Consider the following 22,961-nt stretch of genomic DNA (forward strand, 5'->3'; position numbering starts at 1 on the left):
ACACGTCACGCTTTTTCGATTGGAGCAAATTTGGCAAGGAGACGCTTGATTCCCATAGGACTTGGGAAGGCTATATCGAGCTCGACACTGTCTCCGGAACCCTTCACACTGACAACCGTCCCCGTCCCCCACTTCTTATGCTGGGCTTTATCCCCAACCTGCCAGGCAACGGATTCTCCGCCCGTAGTGGTCTGGACTGGACGTGCAACCGGCTTACGGGGGGCGGGACGTGCCGGTGACTTCGCCGCTGATTTCCCGAAAGGCGTGAAGGCACTCTTCTTCTCCGCCATCACATCATCCAACAAGTCTGCCGGAATTTCATTAATGAATCGGGAAACAGGATTCATCTTCGTTTGTCCGAAGAGCGTTCTCATCTGGGCATTGGTCAGGAAGAGCTGTTCTTCTGCACGGGTGATCCCCACATATGCCAGACGGCGCTCTTCTTCCATTTCATCCTCTTCCATAAGGGAACGGCTGTGAGGGAAGACCCCTTCCTCCATTCCCATAAGGAATACGACCGGGAACTCAAGACCCTTTGCTGCGTGCAGGGTCATGAGGATAACGGAATCCTTAGGCTGGTCGTCTTCATCGAGTTTATCGATGTCTGCGACCAAGGCAAGGTCCGTTAAAAATGCCACGAGGCTCTTATCGTCGTTGGATTGTTCAAAGCTCTTTGTTACAGACAGGAACTCATCCAAGTTCTCAAGCCTTGATTGGGACTCAATGGACTTTTCCGCTTTCAGCATATCGGTGTAGCCTGATTTCTCCAGGATCTCTTCTACCAGTTCCGTGACAGACAGATACTCCTGCATGTTCGTATAGCCTTTCACCATCTCCATGAATTCAATCACAGCCTTGGTGATTTTAGGGCTGAGGCCAATGAAATCAGCTTCTGCGAGGGCCTTGAACATGGAAATATCATGATCCTGTGCATAACGGGCAATCTTATCGATCGACGTTGCCCCTACACCCCTTTTCGGCACGTTGATGACACGCTGCAGGCTGATATCATCATCGGGATTCGAAATAAGCCTGAGATACGCTAAGATATCCTTGATCTCTTTTCGATCGTAGAACTTGATGCCGCCGACGATGGAGTATTCGATATTCGATTTTAAAAGAACTTCCTCCATGACACGGGACTGTGCATTCGTCCGGTAAAGAATGGCGAAATCAGAGTACTTCCGCTTACCCGTTTCCATCATTTCTTTGATTTTCCCTGTGACGAATTGAGCTTCGGTCTGCTCGGTATCCGCCCTGAAGTAGGAGATTTTTTCACCGTCATGATTTTCCGTCCACAGATTCTTCGGTTTACGATTCGAATTCTTCTGGATGACTTCGTTCGCCGCCTGGAGGATCCGCTTCGTTGAACGATAATTCTGTTCCAGGAAGATGACGGTTGCCCTCGGATAATCCTTCTCAAAGGAAAGGATATTGGCAATGTCCGCACCTCGCCATTTATAGATGGACTGATCCGAATCCCCAACCACACAGAGATTCTGGAAGCGGGATGCGAGCAGTTTCACGAGCATATACTGCGCCCTGTTCGTATCCTGATACTCATCCACGTGGATATACTGGAACTTACGCTGATAAAATTCCAGCACTTCCGGTACACGTTGGAATAATTGAATCGTCGTCATGATCAAATCATCAAAATCAAGGGCCTGATTCTTTCGCAACCGCTTCTGATATTCTGTATATACATCCGATACGACCTGGTCGTAATATCCCCCTACCTGCTTGGATAATTCTTCGGGAGTCGTCAACTCATTCTTCGCTGAGCTGATGGATCCCAACAGGGAACGCGGATCGAATTTTTTCGGATCAATGTTCTTTTCCTTTAAAATCGCCTTGATGACAGACTGCTGATCCGTCGAATCCAGGATCGTGAAATTCCGGTTCATTCCGATCCGGTCTATATCACGTCTGAGGATGCGCACACACATACTGTGGAAGGTTGAGATCCAGATGTTCTCAGACGCCCCGCCAAGGATGTTATGTATACGATCCTTCATTTCTCTAGCCGCTTTATTGGTAAAGGTAATCGCTAAAATATTGTAGGGATTGACCCCTTTCTCCACCATCAAATACGCAATCCGGTGTGTCAATACTCTTGTCTTCCCTGAGCCTGCGCCTGCCATGATCAGTAAAGGCCCTTCCGTAGCCTTCACGGCTTCCGCCTGCTCGGGATTCATTCCATTCAACAATCGATCAGTCAAAAATTGCATACTCTCTCACCACCATAACGAACATGTGTTCTATTTTGTATTTCCATTATATCTTATTCAGGGACCGACCTCCAGCAGGATCTTTACCCCTTTACTGCTTTTACCGTTTTTAACGCTTCTTTCAAATTCTCATACACAGCATTCCCAACGACGACCACATCTGAAACCTCGGCCATCTCCTTCGCCTGCTGTGCGGATTTGATGCCGCCACCATAGAATAAGGTCGTGTTTTCCAACGAATCTTTCACTTCTTTAACTGTTTCGACGTCCCCATATGTACCACTGTACTCAAGGTAAAAAATCGGCAGGTTGAACATCCTTTCGGCCATCATGGCATAGGCTGCCGCGTCTTCACTTGAAATATCCGTGTCAGCTTTCGTTACCTGGGCTGCTTTGCAGTCACGGTTTAATATACAATATCCTTCTACAAGGATTTCATCCCAATTCATAATTTCTCCATATTCCTTGACCGCCTGGTGATGCAAACCTGTCACCCAGTTCATATCCGAGCTGTTCATTACCATGGGAATGAAATACAGATCGAAGCCCGGAGTGATCGACTCCAAATTTGATACTTCCAGAATACAAGGAACCGTATATCGTCTCACTCGTGCCATCAAATCAAGAACCTTTTCAAGGGTTACACCGTCCGTTCCCCCTACGATGATCGCATCTGTTCCCGATTCACATACTGTTTCTAAATCTTCATCATCTATTGTCTTATTAGGATCTAGTTTAAATACATGGCGCCACTCTTGGACATCATACATGTGCTGTTCCTCCATTCATACATCCATCTAACGTATTATATCATTTGTGAGAAACTGTCGCATTACCCTCAAAAGCGGAGGCGGCTCGCCCAGAGGCGACAAGCATAAGATGAACCTGCCGGAAAGGCGTTCTTTGCCTTTTTGGCAGGTTTAGCTTATGACCTCGAGCCTCTAGCCGCCGGAGCTGGATGACACCAAAAGCGGAGGCGGCTCGCCCAGAGGCGACAAGCATAAGATGAACCTGCTGGAAAGGCGTTCTTTGCCTTTTTGGCAGGTTTAGCTTATGACCTCGAGCCTCTAGCCGCCGGAGCTGGATGACACCCAGTCAAAAACAAAGACCGCTCGTCAGAGACAGCGGTCCTTCTATTATTTTTCTTCCTGATGTACACGATCCAATACTAACTGATACGCATCATTTCCGTAGTTCAGGCAGCGCTTCACACGGGAAATCGTTGCCGTACTTGCGCCTGTTTCGGTTTCAATCTTGTGATACGTCTTCCCATCCTGAAGCATCCTTGCTACTTCAAGGCGCTGGGCGAGTGATTGGATTTCATTGATGGTGCAAAGATCATCGAAGAAACGATAGCATTCCTCAAGATCCTGCAGAGAAAGAACAGCGTTGAATAGCTGATCCAGCTCCTTGCCTCTTAGTTTATTTATTTGCATTAAAAAGACTCCTTTTTCCTTCTATTCTTGATAGGATACAGAACCGGTCAACCCGGGAGAGCTTGGAATGACGTTGATCCACGTCGACCCCTTTCGCAAACTTACAGGTTGATTATTTTCATAAGGAAGGATTCGGCCATCTACATTCTTCCATTGAAGTTTCCGGAGTTTACCTTCCTGTATCAAGTAAGCATTTCCACCTGACTCGAGGTCAATATCCCGTCTTCCTTTGTCATCAACAATTTTATGTGAAGCTTCTGCGATCAAAAGGTTTTCGACCAGCACGGGATCTTCTGAATCGTAATCGATGGTCTGTTCCCCATTTGAAAAGCGTTCGTATCGCCCTTCTTTTTCGTTAAAGTCATACACGACGTTAAACAGCGGATTTTGATTGTATGAAATCATCACGGATTTTGCAGTTTCCCCTTTTATCGTCCCTTTATCACTGAAATTCAGTGCCTGGGGTGGCCGGTTCATATCGAAGCCGTTCTTATCCGCTCCCTCTTTAATATGCTCGTAGGTGATATACGAATTATGGGGAGCTTTACGGAAGCTTGCACGCTTGAATAACGTACCATCATATTGGATTCCGTTCAGATCATCGATGAAGCCATTGGTCAGCATTTCTTTCGCCTCAGGGCTGTATCCGTGTGCCACATACAAGCTGTCATATCCTTTTGCAAGCTTTATATAGTAATCTCTCGCACTTCGTACAGGTCCGATTTCTTTCGGCATCCTGCTTTGGAATATGGCCAGGAAACGGGTGATGTCACCCTCAGCCAGCACTTCATAAACGATATCTGCCTTGGATAATCCCGATTGGGGCCGGGCCTTCGGGTGATTATTTACCATGACAGCCACCGAGCGCGCCGTTGACTCTTTCTTCTCTGCCATCCCTGTCAAAGGGGATTGATTCATTTCTTCCGTTTCTACGCCTGTCTCTTCTTTCACCACTGGAGTAGCGGCTTCTTTATCAGATTCTTTCTTTATCTCTTTATCTGAACTACATGCGACAAGTGTAAACGAGCTTAACGCAATAATCAAAGCTCTTTTCAGCATGTTTTTTGACACCCCTATATACTTTACTATTTTAACGCATTATTGTTGGAAAGAGTACCGTTTTCTTCATTACATCATAGATTCCCTTCTGTGTCATCCGAATATAAGGGAGATGAGTGGACTGAAGAAATAAAAGTGTATAGATCGGGTCCGAGAATCGGTAGCCTCTTTCTTTTAGCAGTCCTTTAAGCGTTCTTTCTTCTTCAATCAATTCCGGCATTTCTTTCTGTGAGAGCAGCCCACTCAACGGAAGGGGGATTTCATGCAGGATGACACCATTTTCTGCAAGGACGATCCCTCCCCCGATTTCCTTCATGCGATTGAAGGCTGCAATCATATCAGACTTGCTCTTGCCGATCAGGATGATGTCCCCTGTATTGGAGTAAGACGAGGCAAAGCCCATGACGCCCTTCGAGAAGCCTTTGATCATGGTACTGATTCGCCACTCGCCATTCCGATCCAAGAGCATGAGGAATGATTGATCATGGTCTGCCTCAAGTAATTCCTCTGATGGATTGATCGAGATGGAATACGGTTTGGTGATGACGTCATTTACCATTTCAATTCCAAACGGCATGGAGAATTGTAGATCGTCATACCCTACTTCCCAATCAAGGTGTAATGGAGTAAAGCCATTCCCCCCCCAATTGATTTCGGTATTATCCTCTACTTGTTCGCCGTTTTTCCGAACCCAGACACCCTTTGAGAGCACGGAAACCGGAGTCGGATCATCTTTTGATGAAAGGAAGTTGATATTTGCGACTCTGCCTGTAGCAATCATCCCGTGCAGGTGGGTGATATTGTAATAATTGGCGACGTTGTAACTCGCCATATTATACGCTTCAATCGGAGGAATGCCTTTATCGATCGCCATTTTGATCATGAAATTCAGGACACCTTTTTCATAGAATCCAGGCGTCGACCCATCCGTCGTGAACAACAGTGAGTCATAGGAATCGATCCCCTTTTCGTTTAGCCCGTCTAATAGGACCGGTAAATCAGGACGGATCGAGGAGTGACGCAAAGTCACGGTCAGCCCTTGGATCAGGCGCTTGTAAACGTCCTCTCCCGTCATCGCTTCATGATCGCCATCGATACCTAATAAGCCAAGCTTGGCGATTGTTTTGTCAGATGCCCCGGGGAGGTGCCCTTCGACAATTTTCCCCATCCGTTTGGCTTCCTGCATCCAGTGAAGGATCAAATCATCCCCCTCTAGAAGTCTCGGCCATGCGGTCAATTCACCGCCTTGTAATACCGAGTCATGTTCGAGCCACGATTTCACTTCCCCATTTGAAAATGTGACCTCTTCATTCATCATTTCGGTTTGAGAATCAAAGCGTGTCCACCAGTACATCGTCACCGGCATTTTATTAAATTCCCTCAATAAAGTAAACGCTTTCTTTTTTTCCAATTGTAAAAACATCATCAGGTTATCATTGACGAATGTCGTGGTACCGGTTTGGGATGCATATTTGGAAAAAGATTGGGGATTATAAAGCTGAAACGGATGTACATGCGGTTCTATATATCCGGGGACGAGGTACTGTGACCCGCAGTCCACGATTTCACATTGCTCAAGGTTTTCCGGGAGTCGGTCGCCTGTATAGACAATACGGTCACCGTAAACCCAAATATGACCCTGCACCCATTTCTTTAAAGTCGAGTGAAGGTATGTTGCATTTTTCAAAAGAAGACTGGGAGACAATTCTCCGTTCAGTACTTGTACATGTTCTCGCAGTTGTTTGTTCTTCCATCTGTAGCGCTGCTCCAAAGTGAACACTCCTCTAGTGGAATGGTATTAGTGTAAGTTTCATTTTATGTTAACATATTTTACTATTTACCGCATTAAAGGTTTACAACAATTATGTGAATTTTCGATTAAGGAGGAATTTACAAATGAAAGTATCATCGAACATCGGGATTATCAATGCCCTGATCCGTATCACAGTAGGTTTTACTATCCTTGCCTGGAGTACATCAAAGCTCGCAAGACGTCCTTGGAGAGACTCTTATCTGGTGATGGCTGTGATTGGTGCCATGAAAGTGGGAGAAGGGATTCTTCGCTATTGCCCTGTCACTGCACTGTTTGAAAAAGGTGGAGACGGCGGGAATGGAAACGGCGGTTTCGGCGGATTTAAAGCAAAGGATATGATGAACTTTAAAGCCATGCTGAAGTCTGACAAGACCGATCACACTGATCACGGGCATCAGCACCAACAAACAAACGAACATACACAAGACCCGACGAAAAACAGCAAAAAAGAATCCAACTTCAACCCAGAAGAACTCACCAACCAAGAAGTCCAGGAGGCATTAGGCGGTTCTAAAGGGACGGACCTCCATTCCTAGGGGGCTTCAAGGCAATGTACACCATTAAATGCAGTAACTGCGGGATTTCGATTGACCATTGACCTGCGAAATAGCAAGATTGCCGAGGTCCGTCCCTCTAATGGGGATTCCTCGGCAATCTTGTATCTATATTGATAAAAAAGGAGCTGTTTGTATTGTTTTGGGAATATTTAACGGATATGTCATATGTTTTGTTTTCGCTGATCGGCGGTATCGTCGCCATTGCCTATGTGTATGTTCGTAAATCTAGGAAGAGACGTGTTCGATAGCTTTTCTGCCGATATCTCTTCTGTAGAACAAGCCGTCGAAATCAACCTTCCCTAATTCTTTGTACACCTCAGACTGCGCTTTTTCCACAGTCGGAGCAGAGGAAGCGACCAATAGCACTCTTCCACCATTTGAAACAAGGGAACCGTCTTCTGTTAATTCAGTTCCTGCATGATAAACCAGGGTCTTAGGATCAAGTGCGCTATAAAGGTCAGGAAGCGGAATGCCTTTGTTGTATTCACCCGGATATCCTTCTGCTGCCAGAACGACCCCTAGAACTGCATCGTCAGACCATTCCAATTCTACTGGTTTTCCATCTATGATGTCTTTGACTACCAGACCGAAATCAGACGCCAGACGAGGAAGGACTACCTGGGTTTCCGGATCTCCGAATCGAGCGTTGAATTCGATCACTTTAGGACCCTCGTTAGTCAGCATCAAGCCGGCATAAAGGATTCCCGTAAACGAACGATTTTCCTCCACCATTGCTTTCGCCGTAGGGTGAAGCACAGTCGAAATGGCTTCTTGCACGACTTCCTCCGAAATATGGGGAACCGGGGAATAAGCCCCCATCCCGCCTGTATTCGGACCTTGATCACCATCAAAGGCACGTTTATGATCCTGGGCGATGACCATGGGATAAACCGACTCACCATTTACGAAAGCCATGAGAGAGAACTCTTCCCCAAATAAGCATTCTTCCACAACCACTTTCGATGAGGCATCCCCGAACTTTTCATCCAGAAGCATTTCTTCCAATGCGCTGATTGCCTCCTCCTCTGTTTCCGCCACCACAACGCCCTTACCAGCTGCCAGGCCATCAGCCTTCACAACGATCGGGGCACCGACTTCCTTCACGTATTCAATGGCTTTCTCTACGCTTGTAAACACTTCATACGCAGCCGTTGGGATGCCGTACTTTTTCATTAACTCTTTCGAGAATGATTTACTTCCTTCGATGATCGCCGCTTCCTTCGTAGGGCCGAATATAGACAGTCCTTCCTCTTGGAAACGGTTGACGATCCCATCGAGCAATGGATTTTCCGGACCTACAAACGTATACGCGATGCCCTCTTTCTTGGCAAAATCAATGAGTTCACTCACGTCGGATTCCGCGTAGGGAAGGTTTGTGGATACGCCAGAGATCCCCGCATTCCCCGGTGCACAGAACACCTCTGTCACACTTTCACTTTCCGCTAACTTCTTACAAATGGCATGCTCGCGGCCGCCGCGGCCGATCACTAATACTTTCACCTTGAAAAAGCCCCCTTTTTAAGAAAACCCCTCCTGTTGAGTTGTAGATGAGGAGAGGTTGGTATATGGAATGAATATGTGCTGGGTGTGCACTGATGGCAACGGAGAGGAGGGGTGTGAGGTCCGTCCCTCATTCCACTCCCCATGAACCAGCTGTTTTTCTTGAATAACCCCTTGTTACAAGGGTTAAAGAGTAAACCTCTTTAGTAATTCAGTCAATTTCCGAGGTCCGTCCCTCCAATTAATGCTTGAAGTGGCGGATGCCGGTCATGACCATGGTGATGCCGTATTGGTCGGCTTTTTTGATGGAGTCTTCGTCACGGATGGAGCCTCCGGGTTGGATGATGGCTGTGATGCCTGCTTTGGCAGCGGCTTCTACGGTGTCGTCCATCGGGAAGAAGGCGTCTGATGCCATGGCGGCTCCTTTGGCTTTTTCTCCTGCCTGCTCAAGGGCGATGTTTGCAGCGCCGACGCGGTTCATCTGTCCAGCACCGACTCCAACGGTCATATGTGCATCTGTTACCACAATGGCATTGGACTTCACATGCTTCACGACTTTCCAGCCCAGCTTCATGCTGGCCCATTCTGCTTCTGTCGGTTCGCGCTTCGTTACGACCCTGAGGTCCGCGTCGTCAAGGGTGAATGTGTCATCGGCTTGAACGAGCAATCCACCTTCAACGGTTGTTAACTTGCGCTCAATTTTGTTAGTGGATTCAAATGGAACCGTCAATAAACGTATATTCTTTTTACCTGAAAGGATTTCAAATGCTTCGTCACTGAACGCAGGAGCAATGACGATTTCAAGGAAAATTTCATGAAGCTGCTTCGCTGTTTCTTCATCCACGACGCGGTTCAACGCGACAATCCCGCCAAAAATGGAGGTGGAATCCGCTTCATACGCTTTCGTGAAGGCTTCATGGATGGTCGATCCGATGCCGACACCACACGGATTCATATGCTTCACAGCAACAGCCGCCGGTTCCGTGAATTCTTTTACGATTTGAAGGGCCGCATTCGCATCATTGATATTATTATAGGAAAGCTCTTTTCCGTGAAGCTGTCGAGCCATGGCCACAGAGAATTCAGAGCCAAGAGGCGCACGGTAGAAAGAAGCCTGCTGATGAGGATTTTCTCCATAGCGTAGCGTTTGCTTTAATTCGTATGTTCTTGTAAAACGTTCGGGGTGCTCTTCACCTGAAATGTCCGTCATGTATTCAGCGATGAATGCATCGTAAGCTGCCGTATGACGGAACACCTTGGCCGCAAGTTTACGGCGTTTCTCTAAAGATAGTTCACCTTGAAGCTTTAACTCGGCGATGACCTCATCATAGTCCAACGCATCGACTACGACTGTCACATATTGATGATTTTTCGCAGCCGCACGGAGCATCGTCGGCCCGCCGATATCGATATTCTCGATGGCTTCCTCTACACCGACATTCGGTTTTGCAATTGTTTGTTGGAATGGGTAAAGGTTGACACATACCAGGTCGATTCCTTCAATCCCTTGTTCCTCCAGCTGTTGGCGATGGCTTTCTTCACCGCGTTTTGCGAGTAATCCACCGTGGATATTAGGGTGAAGGGTCTTTACGCGTCCTTCAAGGATTTCTGGAAAACCTGTCACTTCTTCCACTCCCATGACGTCTACGTCATTTTCTAAAAGGAGCTTCTTGGTCCCGCCAGTCGAAATGATTTCATACCCCAGTGTCTTTAGTTCTTTCGCAAATTCGATGACTCCGCTTTTATCTGAAACACTGATCAATGCTCTTTTTTTCAATGTCTGATCCTCCTCTGCCTTATGTAATGCTGATTTTATTTCATTATATTGAAATCAAAGGCCCGTCCCTCATCACTTTACCACACTACCAAGATAAAGCAACCACTCTTCCCCTCTTTAGTGACCCGTTGTGAGGAAGAGGTGGTTCAGGGTGTTTGGGTACAGGTGATGTTCCACGTGCTGGATTTTGTCCTGCAGTGACTGCCTGGTTTCGCCTGTTGTGACACGGACGATTTCCTGTGCGATGATTTCCCCTGTGTCCATTCCCGCGTCTACGAAATGAACCGTGACGCCGGTGATCTTCACTCCGCCGTCGATGGCTTGTCCGATGGCATCCTTTCCTGGAAAAGAAGGGAGGAGTGACGGATGGATATTGACGATCCTTCCACCGAAGCTTTCGAGAAGCGTTGGACCGATCAATCTCATATACCCTGCTAATACAATAAAATCAACACCCAAATGAGCCAGCTCATTTAGGATTTCCTGTTCGAATGCCTGCTTGTTCTCATAGTCCTTTGCCCGAAAGACGAAAGTCGGGATTCCTGCAGTCTGGGCGCGGTGAATAACAAACGCGCCCGGCTGGTCACATACAAGAAGCCTGATATTCGCTTTCAGGGTTCCACTTTGTACAGCGTCTACCAATGCTTGAAAATTACTTCCGCTTCCTGATGCAAAAATGGCAATCTGTCTCATGACTCGCCCCCGTTATTGACTTCTACATCCTTCCTTTCAACGAACGAAGCTTACCCCTGTGCCATTTGTGACACGTCCGATGATAAAGGCATCTTCTCCCTGTTCCTTGAAAAATGGAAGGATGTCTTCCGCTTCACTTTCTTCTACCGCTAACACAAATCCAATCCCCATATTGAAAATGTTGTACATTTCGCTTCGTGGAATGTTCCCATAGTGCTCAAGGGCAGGGAAAATGCTTGGAATATCCCAGCTGCCTTCTGTGATCTCTGCCTGCAAGCCATCCGGCAGCATCCGTGGAATATTCTCAATGAAACCTCCGCCCGTAATATGGGACATCCCCTTGATGGAGAATTGTTTAAGTGCCGCCAGTACAGGTTTCACGTAAATCTTTGTTGGTGTCAGTAATGCTTCCTTTAATGTGGTTCCGATTTCAGGGAGTGGTTCTTCCAAAGAAAACGACTGATCTTCGAAGAATACTTTTCTCACTAAAGAGTACCCATTACTGTGTATACCACTGGACCCCAGTCCTACTAACACATTTCCTTCAGAAATTTGTTCGCCTGTGATGATCTCTTTTTTTTCACAGGCACCTACAGCGAAGCCGGCGATATCATATTCTTCATCTGAATACATACCCGGCATCTCGGCAGTTTCTCCGCCGATCAGTGCACAGCCCGCCATTTCACATCCGTCCGCAATCCCTTTTACAATACCTTCTATCTTCTCCGGGAGTGCTTTCCCAGTCGCTATATAATCTAAGAAATACAGTGGTTCCGCTCCTTGAACGACAATGTCATTCACACACATGGCCACACAATCGATCCCGATTGTATCGTGTTTGTCTGCCATGAAGGCCAGCTTAAGCTTCGTTCCGACTCCATCTGTTCCTGAAACGAGAACGGGCTCAATCAAGTTCAAGGAAGATAAATCGAACATTCCTCCAAAGCTGCCCAATTGACCAAGAACGCCTTCCCGGGCCGTTCGTTTCACATGTTTCTTGATCCGGTCGACGGATTCGTATCCCGCTTCGATATCTACTCCTGCCTGACGATACGCATTTGCCATCATGATTCCCCCTATTTCACTAACTCTTTTTCATGTGGATGAAGTGTATCCGGGTAGATTTCCGTTGGATACTTCCCTGTAAAGCAAGCCATGCATTGACCGCGGTTTTCCGATGAATCCTCACGGCCGATCGCTTTGATCACACCTTCCGGACTCAAGAATGTCAGCGAGTCCGCACCGATGATCTGACGCATTTCTTCCACAGAGTTGGAAGAGGCGATCAATTCTTCATGAGTCGATGTATCGATGCCGTAGAAGCAAGGATTCTTGATGGGCGGTGAACTGATGCACACATGCACTTCCTTCGCTCCCGCTTCTTTCAGCATGGTCACGATCCGTTTCGATGTCGTTCCCCGTACGATGGAATCGTCGACCATGACGACACGCTTGCCCTCAACGACTCCCCTTACAGGTGAGAGCTTCATCTTCACACCCTGCTCACGAAGGGATTGAGAAGGCTGAATGAACGTACGCCCTACATACCGATTTTTGATCAGTCCCATTTCATACGGAATGCCTGATGCTTCCGCATAACCGATGGCACTTGAAATGCTGGAGTCCGGAACACCCGTTACAACATCCGCTTCAACCGGTGCTTCATTCGCCAGTTCCATTCCCATCCGCTTTCTCGCAGAATGAACATTGATCCCCTGAATATTGCTGTCCGGTCGTGAGAAGTATACGTATTCCATCGTACACATCGCATTCCCGCCTGAAAAACTAAACCGTTCTGAGGTCAATCCCTCATCATTGATGATCACAAGCTCCCCCGGCTCGATATCACGTACAAATTCAGCGCCAACGATATCGAAGGCACATGTTTCTGACGCCACACAGTAAGCATCCCCAAGCTTACCGAGAGATAATGGGCGAAGACCGTGTGGATCAAGCGCCACCATCATCTCTGTTTCCGTCATGACGACAAATGCATAAGCACCCTTCAACATCGTCAGTGCGTTTTTTACGCGATCTTTCAGATTAAAGTACCCACTTCTTTTGATTAAGTGAGCCAGCACTTCTGTATCCGAGCTTGTTTGAAAAATACTCCCCTGTCCTTCAAGCTGATGCTTCAAGGCGTTCGCATTGACCAGATTCCCGTTATGGGCAAGAGCAAGACTGCCGCTCTGAGAGTTGAAGAGAAGAGGCTGGACGTTCTCGTAACCTCCGCCTCCTGCCGTCGCATAGCGCACGTGACCGATGGCCGAATCCCCTTCAAGCTTCTCGATCGTCCCTTCCTGGAACACTTCCGTTACGAGGCCTTCCCCTTTTAGGCAGCGTAACGTGTCGCCGTCAGACACGACGATCCCTGTTCCCTCTTGTCCCCGATGCTGCAGACTATGAAGTCCGTAATACGTAATTTGGGCGGCATTGGGATGTCCCCATATCCCGAATACGCCACATTCCTCGTTTAAACCTTTGATTTCAGCAGGCATGGGATCGCTCCTTTCCAAGCTGACTCCAGTTCTTCTACGGACGCTTCCACTAGTACGTCCCCTTTTTCCGATGTCACCTTGATTGCTCCAAGGTCGGTCACGTCACCAATAGCCTTCGCATCCGGAACCAGCTTCTCAAACTCAGTCTTGTGTTCCGGTTTGACCGTAACGATGAAACGGGACTGTGTTTCACTGAAAAGAGCTGCCACATTGTTTTCTCCAGAAACGTGAACGTTTGCTCCCAATCCTTTTGTTCCAAAAGTCGATTCCGCAAGAGCGACGGCGAAACCACCTTCAGCGATATCATGGGCAGATGCCACAAGACCTTTTTGAATCGCTTCTAACAGTTGCATTTGACGGCGAAGTTCCGTCTGCAAATCGATCGCAGGTGCCTGCCCGAAGATCTTTCCTTCTAAAAGCTTTTGAAGCTCACTTCCGCCAAATTCTTCACGGGTTTCACCGATCACATAAATAGTATCCCCGGCTTCCTTGAAGCTTTGAGTCGTAATATGATCGACATCCTCAATCAGTCCGACCATTCCGACAACAGGCGTTGGATAAACGGCCGTTCCCATGGATTCATTGTATAAGGATACATTTCCGCCGATGACCGGAGTCGATAACTCACGACAAGCTTCACTCATCCCTTCAACGGACTTCTCGATCTGCCAGAAAATTTCCGGTTTCTCCGGGTTTCCGAAGTTCAGACAGTCAGTGATGGCCAGTGGGATCGCTCCGGAGCAAACGATGTTACGTGCTGCTTCAGCTACCGCGATCTTACCTCCAACTTCCGGATCCAGGTAAAGGTAACGGGAATTACAATCCGTTGTCATGGCAAGGGCTTTTCTGGTGCCGCGTACACGCACGACCGCTGCATCAGAACCCGGGCTCACAACCGTACTCGTTCTCACCTGGTGATCATATTGATCAAATACCCACTCTTTACTTGCGATCGTCGGCTGCTGTAACAATGCTTTAAGTGTTTCTTTGTAATCCTCAACCTTTGGAGCAGGCGTTTCCATTGCCTGAAACTCTTTGTAGTACGCTGCTTCTTGAGAAGGCTTGTGATAGACAGGTGCCTCTTCAGCAAGAGCATCCACCGGTACATCTGCCACAACTTCACCTTTGTGAAGAAGACGAAGGCGTTTATCATCGGTTACCTTCCCGATGGAAACCGCTTCTAAATCGTATTTTGAAAAAAGGTCTACGATTTCCTGTTCGCGTCCTTTTTCCACGACGATCAGCATGCGCTCCTGAGATTCCGACAGCATCATTTCATATGCCGTCATGCCTCTTTCACGCTGTGGTACAAGATCAAGATCCATTTCGATTCCGGATCCCGCTTTACTTGCCATTTCCGCTGAAGAACTTGTAAGGCCGGCCGCTCCCATATCCTGAATGCCGACAAGGGCATCATTCTGAACAAGCTCCAGGCACGCTTCAAGAAGTAATTTCTCCATGAATGGATCTCCTACCTGAACCGCGGGGCGCTTCTCTTCCGATCCTTCATTTAATTCCTCGGATGCGAAAGTGGCACCATGAATGCCGTCACGGCCTGTCTTCGCCCCGACGTACATGACGGTATTGCCGACACCATGCGCCTGACCTTTTTTAATATCCTTATGGTCGATCAACCCTACACACATGGCGTTGACAAGGGGATTTCCTTCATAAGAAGCATCAAATTGAACTTCCCCTCCGACCGTAGGGATCCCGATACAGTTACCGTATCCCGCGATACCTGCTACGACTTCTTTAAATAGATACTGAACACGAGGAGAATCCAACTCTCCAAAGCGTAAAGAGTTGAGGAGTGCAATAGGTCTTGCCCCCATCGAGAATACGTCTCGAATAATACCCCCGACACCCGTTGCCGCCCCTTGATAAGGCTCGATGGCCGACGGATGATTGTGACTCTCGATTTTGAACACCACTGCTTGATCATCGCCAATATCAACAATCCCAGCTCCTTCTCCAGGTCCTTGAAGAACGCGTTCACCTGTCGTTGGGAACTTCATCAGTACAGGCTTCGAATTTTTATAGCTGCAATGCTCTGACCACATAACAGAGAAAAGACCGGTCTCTGTGTAGTTCGGTGTTCTTCCCAGGATGTTTTCCACCATTGAAAATTCTTCGTCTGTTAAACCCATCTCACGATAAAGCTGCTCTTCTTTCACTTGTGTTGAAGTTGGTTCAAGCATTAACGACATGTTTTTCCCTCCAGTGTTTCACAATCGATTGAAATAGTTTCTTCCCGTCTTCACTACCTAGTAAAGTGTCCATGGCACGCTCTGGATGAGGCATCATCCCAAGGACATTTCCTTGTTTATTGGTGATTCCTGCAATATTCTCCACGCTTCCGTTCGGATTTTCATCACTATACGTGAACACAATTTGATTGTTTTCCTTCAGTGTGATCATCGTCTCCTCATCACAGAAGTAATTCCCTTCACCGTGGGCGATCGGAATCTGGATCACATCATTCTTTTCATAGCCGTTCGTAAACATCGTCTCATTGTTCTCAACCGTTAACGGCACCGTTTTACAAATGAACTTCAAGCTGTCATTCCGGCGCATGGCCCCTGGAAGTAAACCTGTTTCGAGTAAAACCTGAAATCCGTTGCATACACCCAGAACCGGCTTGCCTTGCTCTGCCGCCTTCACGACCTCTTTCATCACATTCGAGAAGCGGGCAATCGCCCCTGAACGAAGGTAATCCCCATACGAGAATCCTCCTGGTAATAGAATCGCATCATAGTTTTCCAGATTATCAGCATCGTGCCAAACGTAGGCCACTTCTTCACCGATTTCATCCTTGATCGCATGGTACATATCGATGTCACAGTTAGAGCCTGGGAATACAATTACTGCAAACTTCATTGAGCGACACTCTCCTCGATTTCATATCGGTAATCCTCGATGACTGGGTTGGCAAGTAGGCGATGACACATCTCTTCAACCGTCGCTTCCACGTTTTCAACTGATGATGGAAGAGTCAACTCCATATACTTCCCTACGCGCACATCTTCAACACTTTTGAATCCCATTGAATGCAGCGCCTGTTTCACAACACTTCCTTGAGGATCTAATACACTTTCTCTTAATGTGATATAAACCTTTACTTTGTACATAGTTTGTTTCCTCCTAAGCGTTCTAAAATGATTGAGTATACTTCTGTTAAACTGCCAATATCTCTTCTGAAAACATCTTTATCAAGCTTCTGGTTCGTTTCTGCATCCCATAATCGGCATGTGTCTGGTGAGATTTCATCCCCTAATAGAATCGCTCCATGACGGTCTTTACCGAACTCCAATTTGAAATCGACAAGCGTGACTCTTGCTTCTTTAAAAATCCCTTGAAGGACTTCATTCACTCCGAGTGCCATCTCTCTGATCTCGGCACGTTCTTCCCGTGACGCGATCTCCAGGAAATCAATATGATCATCGGTGATCAGTGGATCTCCCAAATCATCGTCTTTATAGTAAAATTCGATGATCGGCTTTTGAAGGGGTGTCCCCTCTTCTTTTCCAAGCCGTTTTGACAGACTTCCTGCAATCACATTCCGAACCACGACTTCAAGTGGAATGATCCTTACACGTTTGACCAGCTGCTCATCCTCTGAAATCTGTTTAATAAAGTGACTCTGTATCCCTTTTTCAGCAAGCTTTGAAAATAGCAAGCTTGAAATCTTATTATTTAAAACCCCTTTGCCGTCGATATCCGCTTTCTTCTCCCCATTGAAAGCAGTGGCAGAATTCTTATACTGAATCCAGACAACGTCTTCATCGTTCGTTTCGAAGATCTGCTTAGCTTTTCCTTCATATAAAAGTGTTCCTTTTTCCATATGAAATCCCCCTGTTCGTTGAAAATTGCCAATCTTCAGTCTATATTTTCATAAAAAAAGGAAGGGATTCCGTTAAAAACCCCTGCCTTATTCATTTGTCAGAAGGACTTATACCAAGCCGCAACGTTCAAAGATTGTATCCACATGTTTTAAGTGATAGTTGTAATCGAAGCAGTCATCAATGTCAGAAGGTGTTAGCTTGGACGTGATCGTTGCATCCTCTTCAATAAGAGAACGGAACGCCACTTGCTTCTCCCACGCTTCCATCGCTTTCGGCTGAACCGTATCATATGCTTCTTCACGGGTCATCCCTTTATCAATAAGAGCAAGAAGAACACGTTGAGAGTAGATCAAGCCAAGTGTGCGATCCATATTACGCTGCATATTCTCCGGGAAGACCGTCAAGTTCTTGATGATATTTCCAAAACGGTTCAGCATGTAATTGAGGGCGATCGTCGCATCCGGAAGGATCACACGCTCTGCTGAAGAGTGGGAAATATCACGCTCATGCCATAGTGGCACGTTTTCATATGCTGTCATCATATATCCTCTGATCACACGCGCCATTCCCGTCATGTTCTCAGAACCGATCGGGTTACGCTTATGAGGCATGGCTGAAGATCCTTTTTGACCTTTCGCAAAGAACTCTTCCACTTCACGTGTTTCACTCTTCTGAAGACCTCGGACCTCAACAGCGAACTTCTCGATAGACGTTGCAATCAGGGCAAGTGTCCCCATGTAATGAGCGTGGCGATCACGCTGAAGTGTTTGTGTGGAAACCGGCGCAGGCTTGATACCAAGCTTTTCACACACGTAAGACTCAACGAAAGGATCGATATTCGCATACGTTCCAACCGCTCCTGAAATCTTACCGAATTCCACTCCATCTGCTGCTGCTTTGAATCGTTCCACGTTACGCTTCATCTCTTCATACCACAGGGCAAGCTTTAGACCGAATGTAGTCGGCTCCGCATGAACACCGTGCGTACGTCCCATCATGACCGTATGCTTATGCTCAATCGCTTTGTTCTTTAAAATTTCAACGAAGCGCTCCAAGTCTTTAAGAATAATCTCGTTCGCCTGCTTCAGTTGATACGAAAGGGCCGTATCCACAACGTCCGTAGAAGTGAGTCCGTAATGAACCCATTTTCTTTCTTCCCCAAGCGTTTCAGATACTGCTCTTGTGAAAGCTACAACGTCGTGACGTGTTTCTTCTTCAATTTCCTTGATGCGGTCCACATTGAATCCTGCGTTCTCACGGATCTTCGCTACATCCTCTTTCGGAATGTCCCCGATTTCAGCCCATGCTTCACAAGCCAAAATTTCCACTTCAAGCCATGCTTGAAAACGATTTTCCTCTGTCCATATAGCTCCCATTTCAGGGCGTGTATAACGTTCTATCATACCAGTCGTCCTCCGATCTTTTCTTGCACCTTCCAAATCCCTGCTTCATTTATGTTCGACAATGTCTCTTCCATATCATTCGTTAATAGCGTGACATGCCCCATCTTCCGCTTCGGCTTCGGTACATCCTTACCGTACAGATGGATAAACCAGTCTGGGTGCTTTGGAACAGCCTTCATAATAGGCTCGATGTGCTCTCCTAATAGATTAACCATCACAGCGTTCTTTAATAAGGTCGGTTGGACAAGCGGCCAGTTGCATACCGCTTTGACGTGCTGGGCGAATTGAGAAAAGTCGCACGCTTCGATCGAGTAGTGACCTGAATTATGAGGCCTTGGAGCCAGTTCATTGATGTAGATGTCTCCATCCGCTGTCAAGAACATTTCAATTGCAAGCGTCCCGACAAGGTCAAGTGTCTCACTGATTCTCTTTGCCATCCCGATTGCTTTAGCTGCTGTTTCTTCACTCACCCTGGCCGGCGCAATCGTTTCATGTAAAATGTTATCCACATGAATGTTTTCCACTACAGGAAAGTTTGTTTGCTGCCCATCGGGATTACGTGTCACAATAACGGATAGCTCTTTTTCAAAAGGAATCCACTTCTCTAACACACATGGACCGTTCTCCAATAAAGCAGCTGCTTCCTCTATCTCGCGTGCTTCCCGGATCACATACTGTCCCTTCCCGTCATAACCGCCCCTCGTCGTTTTCAAAACCACTGGATAGCCAAGCTTTTCTATATTATCATAGATGTCCTTCTGTTGTTTAATCACAGCATAAGGAGCCACTTCCACCCCTGCAAACGTAAGGGCTTCCTTCTCCATGATGCGGTCCTGAGTGATGCGGATCAATTCAGCCCCTTGAGGTAAATAAGCACGTTCCGACAACCATTTCAGTGCTTCATAGTCGATGTTCTCAAATTCATATGTAATCACATCGCACTCTTCCGCCAGTCTGTACAAAGCGTCATACTGATCGAAGCCTGCCGTGATCACAAGATCGGCAACCTGTGCACATGGGGAGTCCGGCGAAGGATCCAGTACAGCCACCCGAAAGCCTCTTGCTTTCGCATCCAGTGCCATCATCCTGCCAAGCTGTCCGCCACCGATGATCCCGATCATCTGTCCTGGTAGTATCGTCTTCTTATTCAAGGTCATCACTGCTTTCCATCACTTTTTCCCGTAGCGCTTCCCGTCTATTATCCAAGCTTGCCGCCAACTCTGTATCTTCTATCGAAAGGATTTGAGCAGCAAGGAGTCCTGCATTCGTAGCTCCCGCTTTCCCGATCGCTACAGTCGCAACGGGTACTCCGCCAGGCATCTGTACGATAGATAACAGTGAATCCATTCCATTCAAAGCCTTCGATTGTACCGGAACCCCGATCACAGGCAATGTGGTTTTCGCTGCCACCATTCCCGGTAAATGGGCAGCCCCTCCTGCACCTGCTATGATCACCTTCACTCCCCGGGCTCTTGCCCCTTCTGCAAATTCAAACATATAATCAGGTGTCCTGTGAGCCGATACCACCTGTTTCTCAAATGGAATCTCAAGCTCCTCCAATACCTCACACGCATGCTTCATTGTTTCCCAGTCCGATGTACTTCCCATGATCACTGAAATCATAATGGTGACAGGCACCTCCCGTAGTTTACCGAATCCCGCTAACAAAAAATACCCAGATCAATTGTTCTCTACTTTACTTGAGAGAAAGCAATTGATCTGGGTATTTTACAGAGAATGGTCCTATCGATCAGGGTAAGGTCCACACCATGAGATCTGCATCCAGACATCTACTTTCCCTCATAGTCCGACCATTTACGGTAGTCAGGTAGAGACTCATGGGCCATATTCCCATTATTATATGAGGGTATTCGGTTTATTTGTCTCCATCATAACGTGATATGAAGACCCTGTCAACGAATAATCGAACGATAATAAAAGTCTGAAAATTAATGTTCGGATTTGAAGCGCTTCACTCCTCGATCCTCTTCCCTTCAAAGACAATTGTCTGCCTTATAGGGACGTACTCCGTTTTATTTCCTTCTTTCTGTTCTTCAAAAACCGGCTTTTCCATCCGCCTGACCGGCATATAGCCCATTTCCTTCATACGATCGAGGCAATCTGCAATCGTTTCATTTTCCTGCACTTCAAATAATAATTTCTTTTTACTCATTCTTTTAATTTTCCTTTACGTATATTTCGCACCGTCTTCACCCAGAACCCGCCGTGGATCGCTTTTGGTTCATAGGCAATGATGAATGCCTTCGGATCAAGCTCTTTAATTGTATCATACAGCTTCATCTCATACTTACGGGGAGTCAGGATCTGCAGGGCCATCCGGTTCCCCTCAAGACCATTCGCTTCCCAGTTCGTCACTCCGTATCCACGGGCACGAAGCTCATTCGGAAGTGCCTTATCATACTCCTTCGTAATCACATTCACCGTGATATACCCAAGAGCCAGCTTCTCCTCAATCTTCATCCCGACAATGACACCAAGACCGTACCCGACCGCATACGCAATCAAGTTCTGGATCTCATTCAGGTTGTCCAGCACCAACCCCAGACCCACGACATAAATGACAACCTCAAACGTACTCACAAACGCGGCAATATATCGATAACCCTTTAACGTCAAAATCATCCTGATTGTAAAAAAGGATACATATACAACATTGATAATTAAAATAATCGCGACCATCACAAAGCTATTGTCTAACACCAAGATGCTCCTCTCTCCACTACTCCTTGTAGTATGCTCAAATTAAGTTCCTATTTTACTAGAAAAAATCAAGAATATGAACCACTTCAAGGAAAATTGCTAGTGATTTTTTGATGACAAATTCTAGAAAAATTCAATGCCCACTCCTTGTTTTTCCTATTTGGGGCGGATTAAAACAAAAACGGCTTTGTGGCCGCTTGTCATAAGCAGCCACAAAGCCGTCCTGTATTGCCATCTTATAAAGCTTTTAACTTCTCAATGACCTCAGAAGGTTCTACACGATCTTTGTAATCGGCTTTCGTATACTCGTATGCAATCGTTCCATCCTGCTGAATGATGTAGGTCGCAGAAACAGGAAGCGTCCAGGAATCACTGTCGTTCGCTTTCTCAAGATCGAGTCCTTTTTCCTTGTAAATGTCTACAAGGTACGGAGGCAGTTTGTACACAAGCTTAAATTCGTCTGCCACTTTATTTCCTTCATCACTTAATACAAAATAATCAAGCTCATTTTTTTCTTTAGTCGAAAGTGATGCATCCGGCGTCTGAGGACTAACCGCCACAAGCTCAGCTCCCGCAGCTTTGATGTCTTCCATCAGCTGCTGGTAGGCACGAAGCTCCATATTGCAATACGGGCACCAGCCGCCTCGATAGAACGTCAGGATCACCGGCCCCTTGTCCAGGATGTCACTTAATTTAACCTCTTTGCCTGTAGCATCGGGTAATGTGAAGTCTGGTGCTTTGTCCCCTACACGGAGACCTTTACCGTCTTCTGAGTTCTCAAGCTCTGTGATGGCTTTCCCCATCTTGTCCTGCATTTCCTGAGGGGTTTTCTCTTTGAACTTAGCGATGTATTCGTTGTATTGTTCGCGCATGTTTGTTGTTGTCAATTGGATGACCTCCTTTTGGGGTTTGGGTTTAGTATAAAGGGGTTGGGGGTGGGGAGGAAAGGGATGTGCTTGGGTGGTGGATGGTGATTGAGTTGGTTGGGGGTCGCTTTGGGTTGCGTGGGATTTGGGTTAGCTCTGGATTAGATTGTGAATAATTGAGCAAATGAAGTTTCAAAACGCATTATATTGAATAAATGATAGATTCCTATTCTATTTTTTAAAAATGTGTCTACTTTTCCCTTATAGTTGATCCTACTGGGGACACTATGGTTGAAATACTTTGATGAGCCTATCAAATTGGTAGAAAAGGTAGCTGTATTTATAGTTTAGTACAGGTAAGCTGGAATAATTGCGTCGTATTTAAGACTGATTGCGTCGTTTTTTTATTTATTGCGTCATTTTAGGGGATAATTGCGTCATTTTTTCGTTTATTGCGTATATTACCAAATAATACCTTTCTAAAGGCTCATCGCACACCATTTCAAACAAAAAAAGAGTAACCCCTAAGAGTTACTCTTTTAAAATATTGCCTGGCGACGTC

At 46.6% G+C, this 22,961-nt stretch carries 22 protein-coding genes and 1 riboswitch; of the genes, 2 read left to right on the top strand and 20 right to left on the bottom strand.

Going from position 1 to position 22,961, the window contains the following annotated elements:
- Window positions 1–5 precede the first annotated feature (5 nt).
- From pcrA to CN378_RS07740, 5 genes are all read right to left on the bottom strand, one after another.
- Complete coding sequence (gene pcrA, locus CN378_RS07715; protein ID WP_098351310.1) at window positions 6–2,231, bottom strand: DNA helicase PcrA; 2,226 nt, start codon at window positions 2,229–2,231, stop codon at window positions 6–8.
- Between the two features lie 83 nt (window positions 2,232–2,314).
- On the bottom strand, window positions 2,315–3,001 hold the full coding sequence (gene pcrB, locus CN378_RS07720) for a heptaprenylglyceryl phosphate synthase (RefSeq protein ID WP_098351311.1): 687 nt from the start codon (window positions 2,999–3,001) through the stop codon (window positions 2,315–2,317).
- A 366-nt stretch (window positions 3,002–3,367) separates the two neighbouring features.
- Entirely contained in the window at window positions 3,368–3,667 is a 300-nt protein-coding gene (locus CN378_RS07730) for a YerC/YecD family TrpR-related protein (protein WP_034760840.1), read from the bottom strand.
- Window positions 3,668–3,688: 21 nt separating this feature from the next.
- Complete coding sequence (locus CN378_RS07735) at window positions 3,689–4,726, bottom strand: DUF3048 domain-containing protein (protein WP_098351313.1); 1,038 nt, start codon at window positions 4,724–4,726, stop codon at window positions 3,689–3,691.
- Between the two features lie 31 nt (window positions 4,727–4,757).
- Window positions 4,758–6,497, bottom strand: coding sequence for an adenine deaminase C-terminal domain-containing protein (locus CN378_RS07740; RefSeq protein WP_098351314.1), 1,740 nt, complete (start codon window positions 6,495–6,497; stop codon window positions 4,758–4,760).
- 125 nt (window positions 6,498–6,622) lie between these two features.
- On the opposite strand from CN378_RS07740, the gene CN378_RS23290 reads away from it, so the two are divergent.
- Window positions 6,623–7,075, top strand: coding sequence for a YgaP family membrane protein (locus CN378_RS23290; RefSeq protein WP_098351315.1), 453 nt, complete (start codon window positions 6,623–6,625; stop codon window positions 7,073–7,075).
- Window positions 7,076–7,254: 179 nt separating this feature from the next.
- Window positions 7,255–7,344, top strand: coding sequence for an EYxxD motif small membrane protein (locus CN378_RS23120; RefSeq protein WP_330994755.1), 90 nt, complete (start codon window positions 7,255–7,257; stop codon window positions 7,342–7,344).
- Here CN378_RS23120 and purD read toward each other — a convergent pair.
- The 15 genes from purD to CN378_RS07820 form a co-directional block, all read right to left on the bottom strand.
- Window positions 7,322–8,596, bottom strand: coding sequence for a phosphoribosylamine--glycine ligase (purD, locus tag CN378_RS07750; RefSeq protein ID WP_098351316.1), 1,275 nt, complete (start codon window positions 8,594–8,596; stop codon window positions 7,322–7,324). The two genes, CN378_RS23120 and purD, sit on opposite strands and share 23 nt — an antisense overlap.
- Before the next feature lie 241 nt (window positions 8,597–8,837).
- Window positions 8,838–10,373, bottom strand: a complete 1,536-nt coding sequence (purH, locus tag CN378_RS07755) for a bifunctional phosphoribosylaminoimidazolecarboxamide formyltransferase/IMP cyclohydrolase (protein ID WP_098351317.1) — start codon at window positions 10,371–10,373, stop codon at window positions 8,838–8,840.
- Between the two features lie 117 nt (window positions 10,374–10,490).
- On the bottom strand, window positions 10,491–11,066 hold the full coding sequence (purN, locus tag CN378_RS07760) for a phosphoribosylglycinamide formyltransferase (protein ID WP_098351318.1): 576 nt from the start codon (window positions 11,064–11,066) through the stop codon (window positions 10,491–10,493).
- 36 nt (window positions 11,067–11,102) lie between these two features.
- Complete coding sequence (gene purM / locus CN378_RS07765; protein ID WP_098351319.1) at window positions 11,103–12,131, bottom strand: phosphoribosylformylglycinamidine cyclo-ligase; 1,029 nt, start codon at window positions 12,129–12,131, stop codon at window positions 11,103–11,105.
- Window positions 12,132–12,142: 11 nt separating this feature from the next.
- Window positions 12,143–13,564: an amidophosphoribosyltransferase gene (gene purF, locus CN378_RS07770; protein WP_098351320.1), complete on the bottom strand. Its 1,422-nt coding sequence runs from the start codon at window positions 13,562–13,564 to the stop codon at window positions 12,143–12,145.
- Window positions 13,540–15,774 carry a phosphoribosylformylglycinamidine synthase subunit PurL gene (gene purL / locus CN378_RS07775; protein ID WP_098351321.1) on the bottom strand — a complete coding sequence of 745 codons (2,235 nt, stop codon included), beginning with the start codon at window positions 15,772–15,774 and terminating at the stop codon, window positions 13,540–13,542. Before purL ends, purF begins: the two co-directional genes overlap by 25 nt.
- Window positions 15,758–16,444 carry a phosphoribosylformylglycinamidine synthase subunit PurQ gene (gene purQ, locus CN378_RS07780; RefSeq protein ID WP_098351322.1) on the bottom strand — a complete coding sequence of 229 codons (687 nt, stop codon included), beginning with the start codon at window positions 16,442–16,444 and terminating at the stop codon, window positions 15,758–15,760. Before purQ ends, purL begins: the two co-directional genes overlap by 17 nt.
- Entirely contained in the window at window positions 16,441–16,695 is a 255-nt protein-coding gene (gene purS / locus CN378_RS07785) for a phosphoribosylformylglycinamidine synthase subunit PurS (protein WP_098351323.1), read from the bottom strand. Before purS ends, purQ begins: the two co-directional genes overlap by 4 nt.
- The gene (gene purC, locus CN378_RS07790) at window positions 16,683–17,408 is read right to left on the bottom strand and encodes a phosphoribosylaminoimidazolesuccinocarboxamide synthase (protein ID WP_098351324.1); all 726 of its coding nucleotides are present in this window, start codon (window positions 17,406–17,408) and stop codon (window positions 16,683–16,685) included. The genes purS and purC overlap by 13 nt, the downstream gene beginning before the upstream one ends.
- 108 nt (window positions 17,409–17,516) lie before the next feature.
- A complete protein-coding gene (gene purB / locus CN378_RS07795) occupies window positions 17,517–18,812 on the bottom strand; it encodes an adenylosuccinate lyase (RefSeq protein ID WP_098351325.1) in 1,296 nt (431 codons plus the stop codon).
- Entirely contained in the window at window positions 18,809–19,969 is a 1,161-nt protein-coding gene (gene purK / locus CN378_RS07800; RefSeq protein WP_179884842.1) for a 5-(carboxyamino)imidazole ribonucleotide synthase, read from the bottom strand. Before purK ends, purB begins: the two co-directional genes overlap by 4 nt.
- Window positions 19,956–20,435, bottom strand: coding sequence for a 5-(carboxyamino)imidazole ribonucleotide mutase (gene purE / locus CN378_RS07805; protein WP_098351326.1), 480 nt, complete (start codon window positions 20,433–20,435; stop codon window positions 19,956–19,958). Before purE ends, purK begins: the two co-directional genes overlap by 14 nt.
- A gap of 160 nt (window positions 20,436–20,595) precedes the next feature.
- Window positions 20,596–20,697: riboswitch (purine riboswitch) on the bottom strand.
- Between the two features lie 87 nt (window positions 20,698–20,784).
- Complete coding sequence (locus CN378_RS07810) at window positions 20,785–20,985, bottom strand: NETI motif-containing protein (protein WP_098351327.1); 201 nt, start codon at window positions 20,983–20,985, stop codon at window positions 20,785–20,787.
- The gene (locus tag CN378_RS07815) at window positions 20,982–21,512 is read right to left on the bottom strand and encodes a DUF2179 domain-containing protein (protein WP_179884846.1); all 531 of its coding nucleotides are present in this window, start codon (window positions 21,510–21,512) and stop codon (window positions 20,982–20,984) included. Before CN378_RS07815 ends, CN378_RS07810 begins: the two co-directional genes overlap by 4 nt.
- 257 nt (window positions 21,513–21,769) lie before the next feature.
- On the bottom strand, window positions 21,770–22,405 hold the full coding sequence (locus CN378_RS07820) for a peroxiredoxin-like family protein (protein WP_098351350.1): 636 nt from the start codon (window positions 22,403–22,405) through the stop codon (window positions 21,770–21,772).
- Between the last annotated feature and the right edge of the window lie 556 nt (window positions 22,406–22,961).

The sequence above is a fragment of the Bacillus sp. AFS015802 genome (assembly GCF_002561455.1).
GTDB lineage: Bacteria > Bacillota > Bacilli > Bacillales > Bacillaceae_B > Rossellomorea.

Coding starts and splice junctions, on each gene's coding strand:
- purL (WP_098351321.1), bottom strand. CDS start 15,774: ATGTCGTTAATGCTTGAACCAACTTCAACACAAGTGAAAGAAGAGCAG.
- CN378_RS07730 (WP_034760840.1), bottom strand. CDS start 3,667: ATGCAAATAAATAAACTAAGAGGCAAGGAGCTGGATCAGCTATTCAAC.
- CN378_RS23290 (WP_098351315.1), top strand. CDS start 6,623: ATGAAAGTATCATCGAACATCGGGATTATCAATGCCCTGATCCGTATC.
- purM (WP_098351319.1), bottom strand. CDS start 12,131: ATGGCAAATGCGTATCGTCAGGCAGGAGTAGATATCGAAGCGGGATAC.
- CN378_RS07810 (WP_098351327.1), bottom strand. CDS start 20,985: ATGAGTAAAAAGAAATTATTATTTGAAGTGCAGGAAAATGAAACGATT.
- purE (WP_098351326.1), bottom strand. CDS start 20,435: ATGATTTCAGTGATCATGGGAAGTACATCGGACTGGGAAACAATGAAG.
- purF (WP_098351320.1), bottom strand. CDS start 13,564: ATGCCTGCTGAAATCAAAGGTTTAAACGAGGAATGTGGCGTATTCGGG.
- CN378_RS23120 (WP_330994755.1), top strand. CDS start 7,255: ATGTCATATGTTTTGTTTTCGCTGATCGGCGGTATCGTCGCCATTGCC.
- purC (WP_098351324.1), bottom strand. CDS start 17,408: ATGGAAAAAGGAACACTTTTATATGAAGGAAAAGCTAAGCAGATCTTC.
- purQ (WP_098351322.1), bottom strand. CDS start 16,444: ATGAAGTTTGCAGTAATTGTATTCCCAGGCTCTAACTGTGACATCGAT.
- CN378_RS07815 (WP_179884846.1), bottom strand. CDS start 21,512: ATGGTCGCGATTATTTTAATTATCAATGTTGTATATGTATCCTTTTTT.
- CN378_RS07735 (WP_098351313.1), bottom strand. CDS start 4,726: ATGCTGAAAAGAGCTTTGATTATTGCGTTAAGCTCGTTTACACTTGTC.
- purK (WP_179884842.1), bottom strand. CDS start 19,969: ATGACCTTGAATAAGAAGACGATACTACCAGGACAGATGATCGGGATC.
- pcrB (WP_098351311.1), bottom strand. CDS start 3,001: ATGTATGATGTCCAAGAGTGGCGCCATGTATTTAAACTAGATCCTAAT.
- purB (WP_098351325.1), bottom strand. CDS start 18,812: ATGATAGAACGTTATACACGCCCTGAAATGGGAGCTATATGGACAGAG.
- CN378_RS07820 (WP_098351350.1), bottom strand. CDS start 22,405: ATGCGCGAACAATACAACGAATACATCGCTAAGTTCAAAGAGAAAACC.
- purN (WP_098351318.1), bottom strand. CDS start 11,066: ATGAGACAGATTGCCATTTTTGCATCAGGAAGCGGAAGTAATTTTCAA.
- purS (WP_098351323.1), bottom strand. CDS start 16,695: ATGTACAAAGTAAAGGTTTATATCACATTAAGAGAAAGTGTATTAGAT.
- pcrA (WP_098351310.1), bottom strand. CDS start 2,231: ATGCAATTTTTGACTGATCGATTGTTGAATGGAATGAATCCCGAGCAG.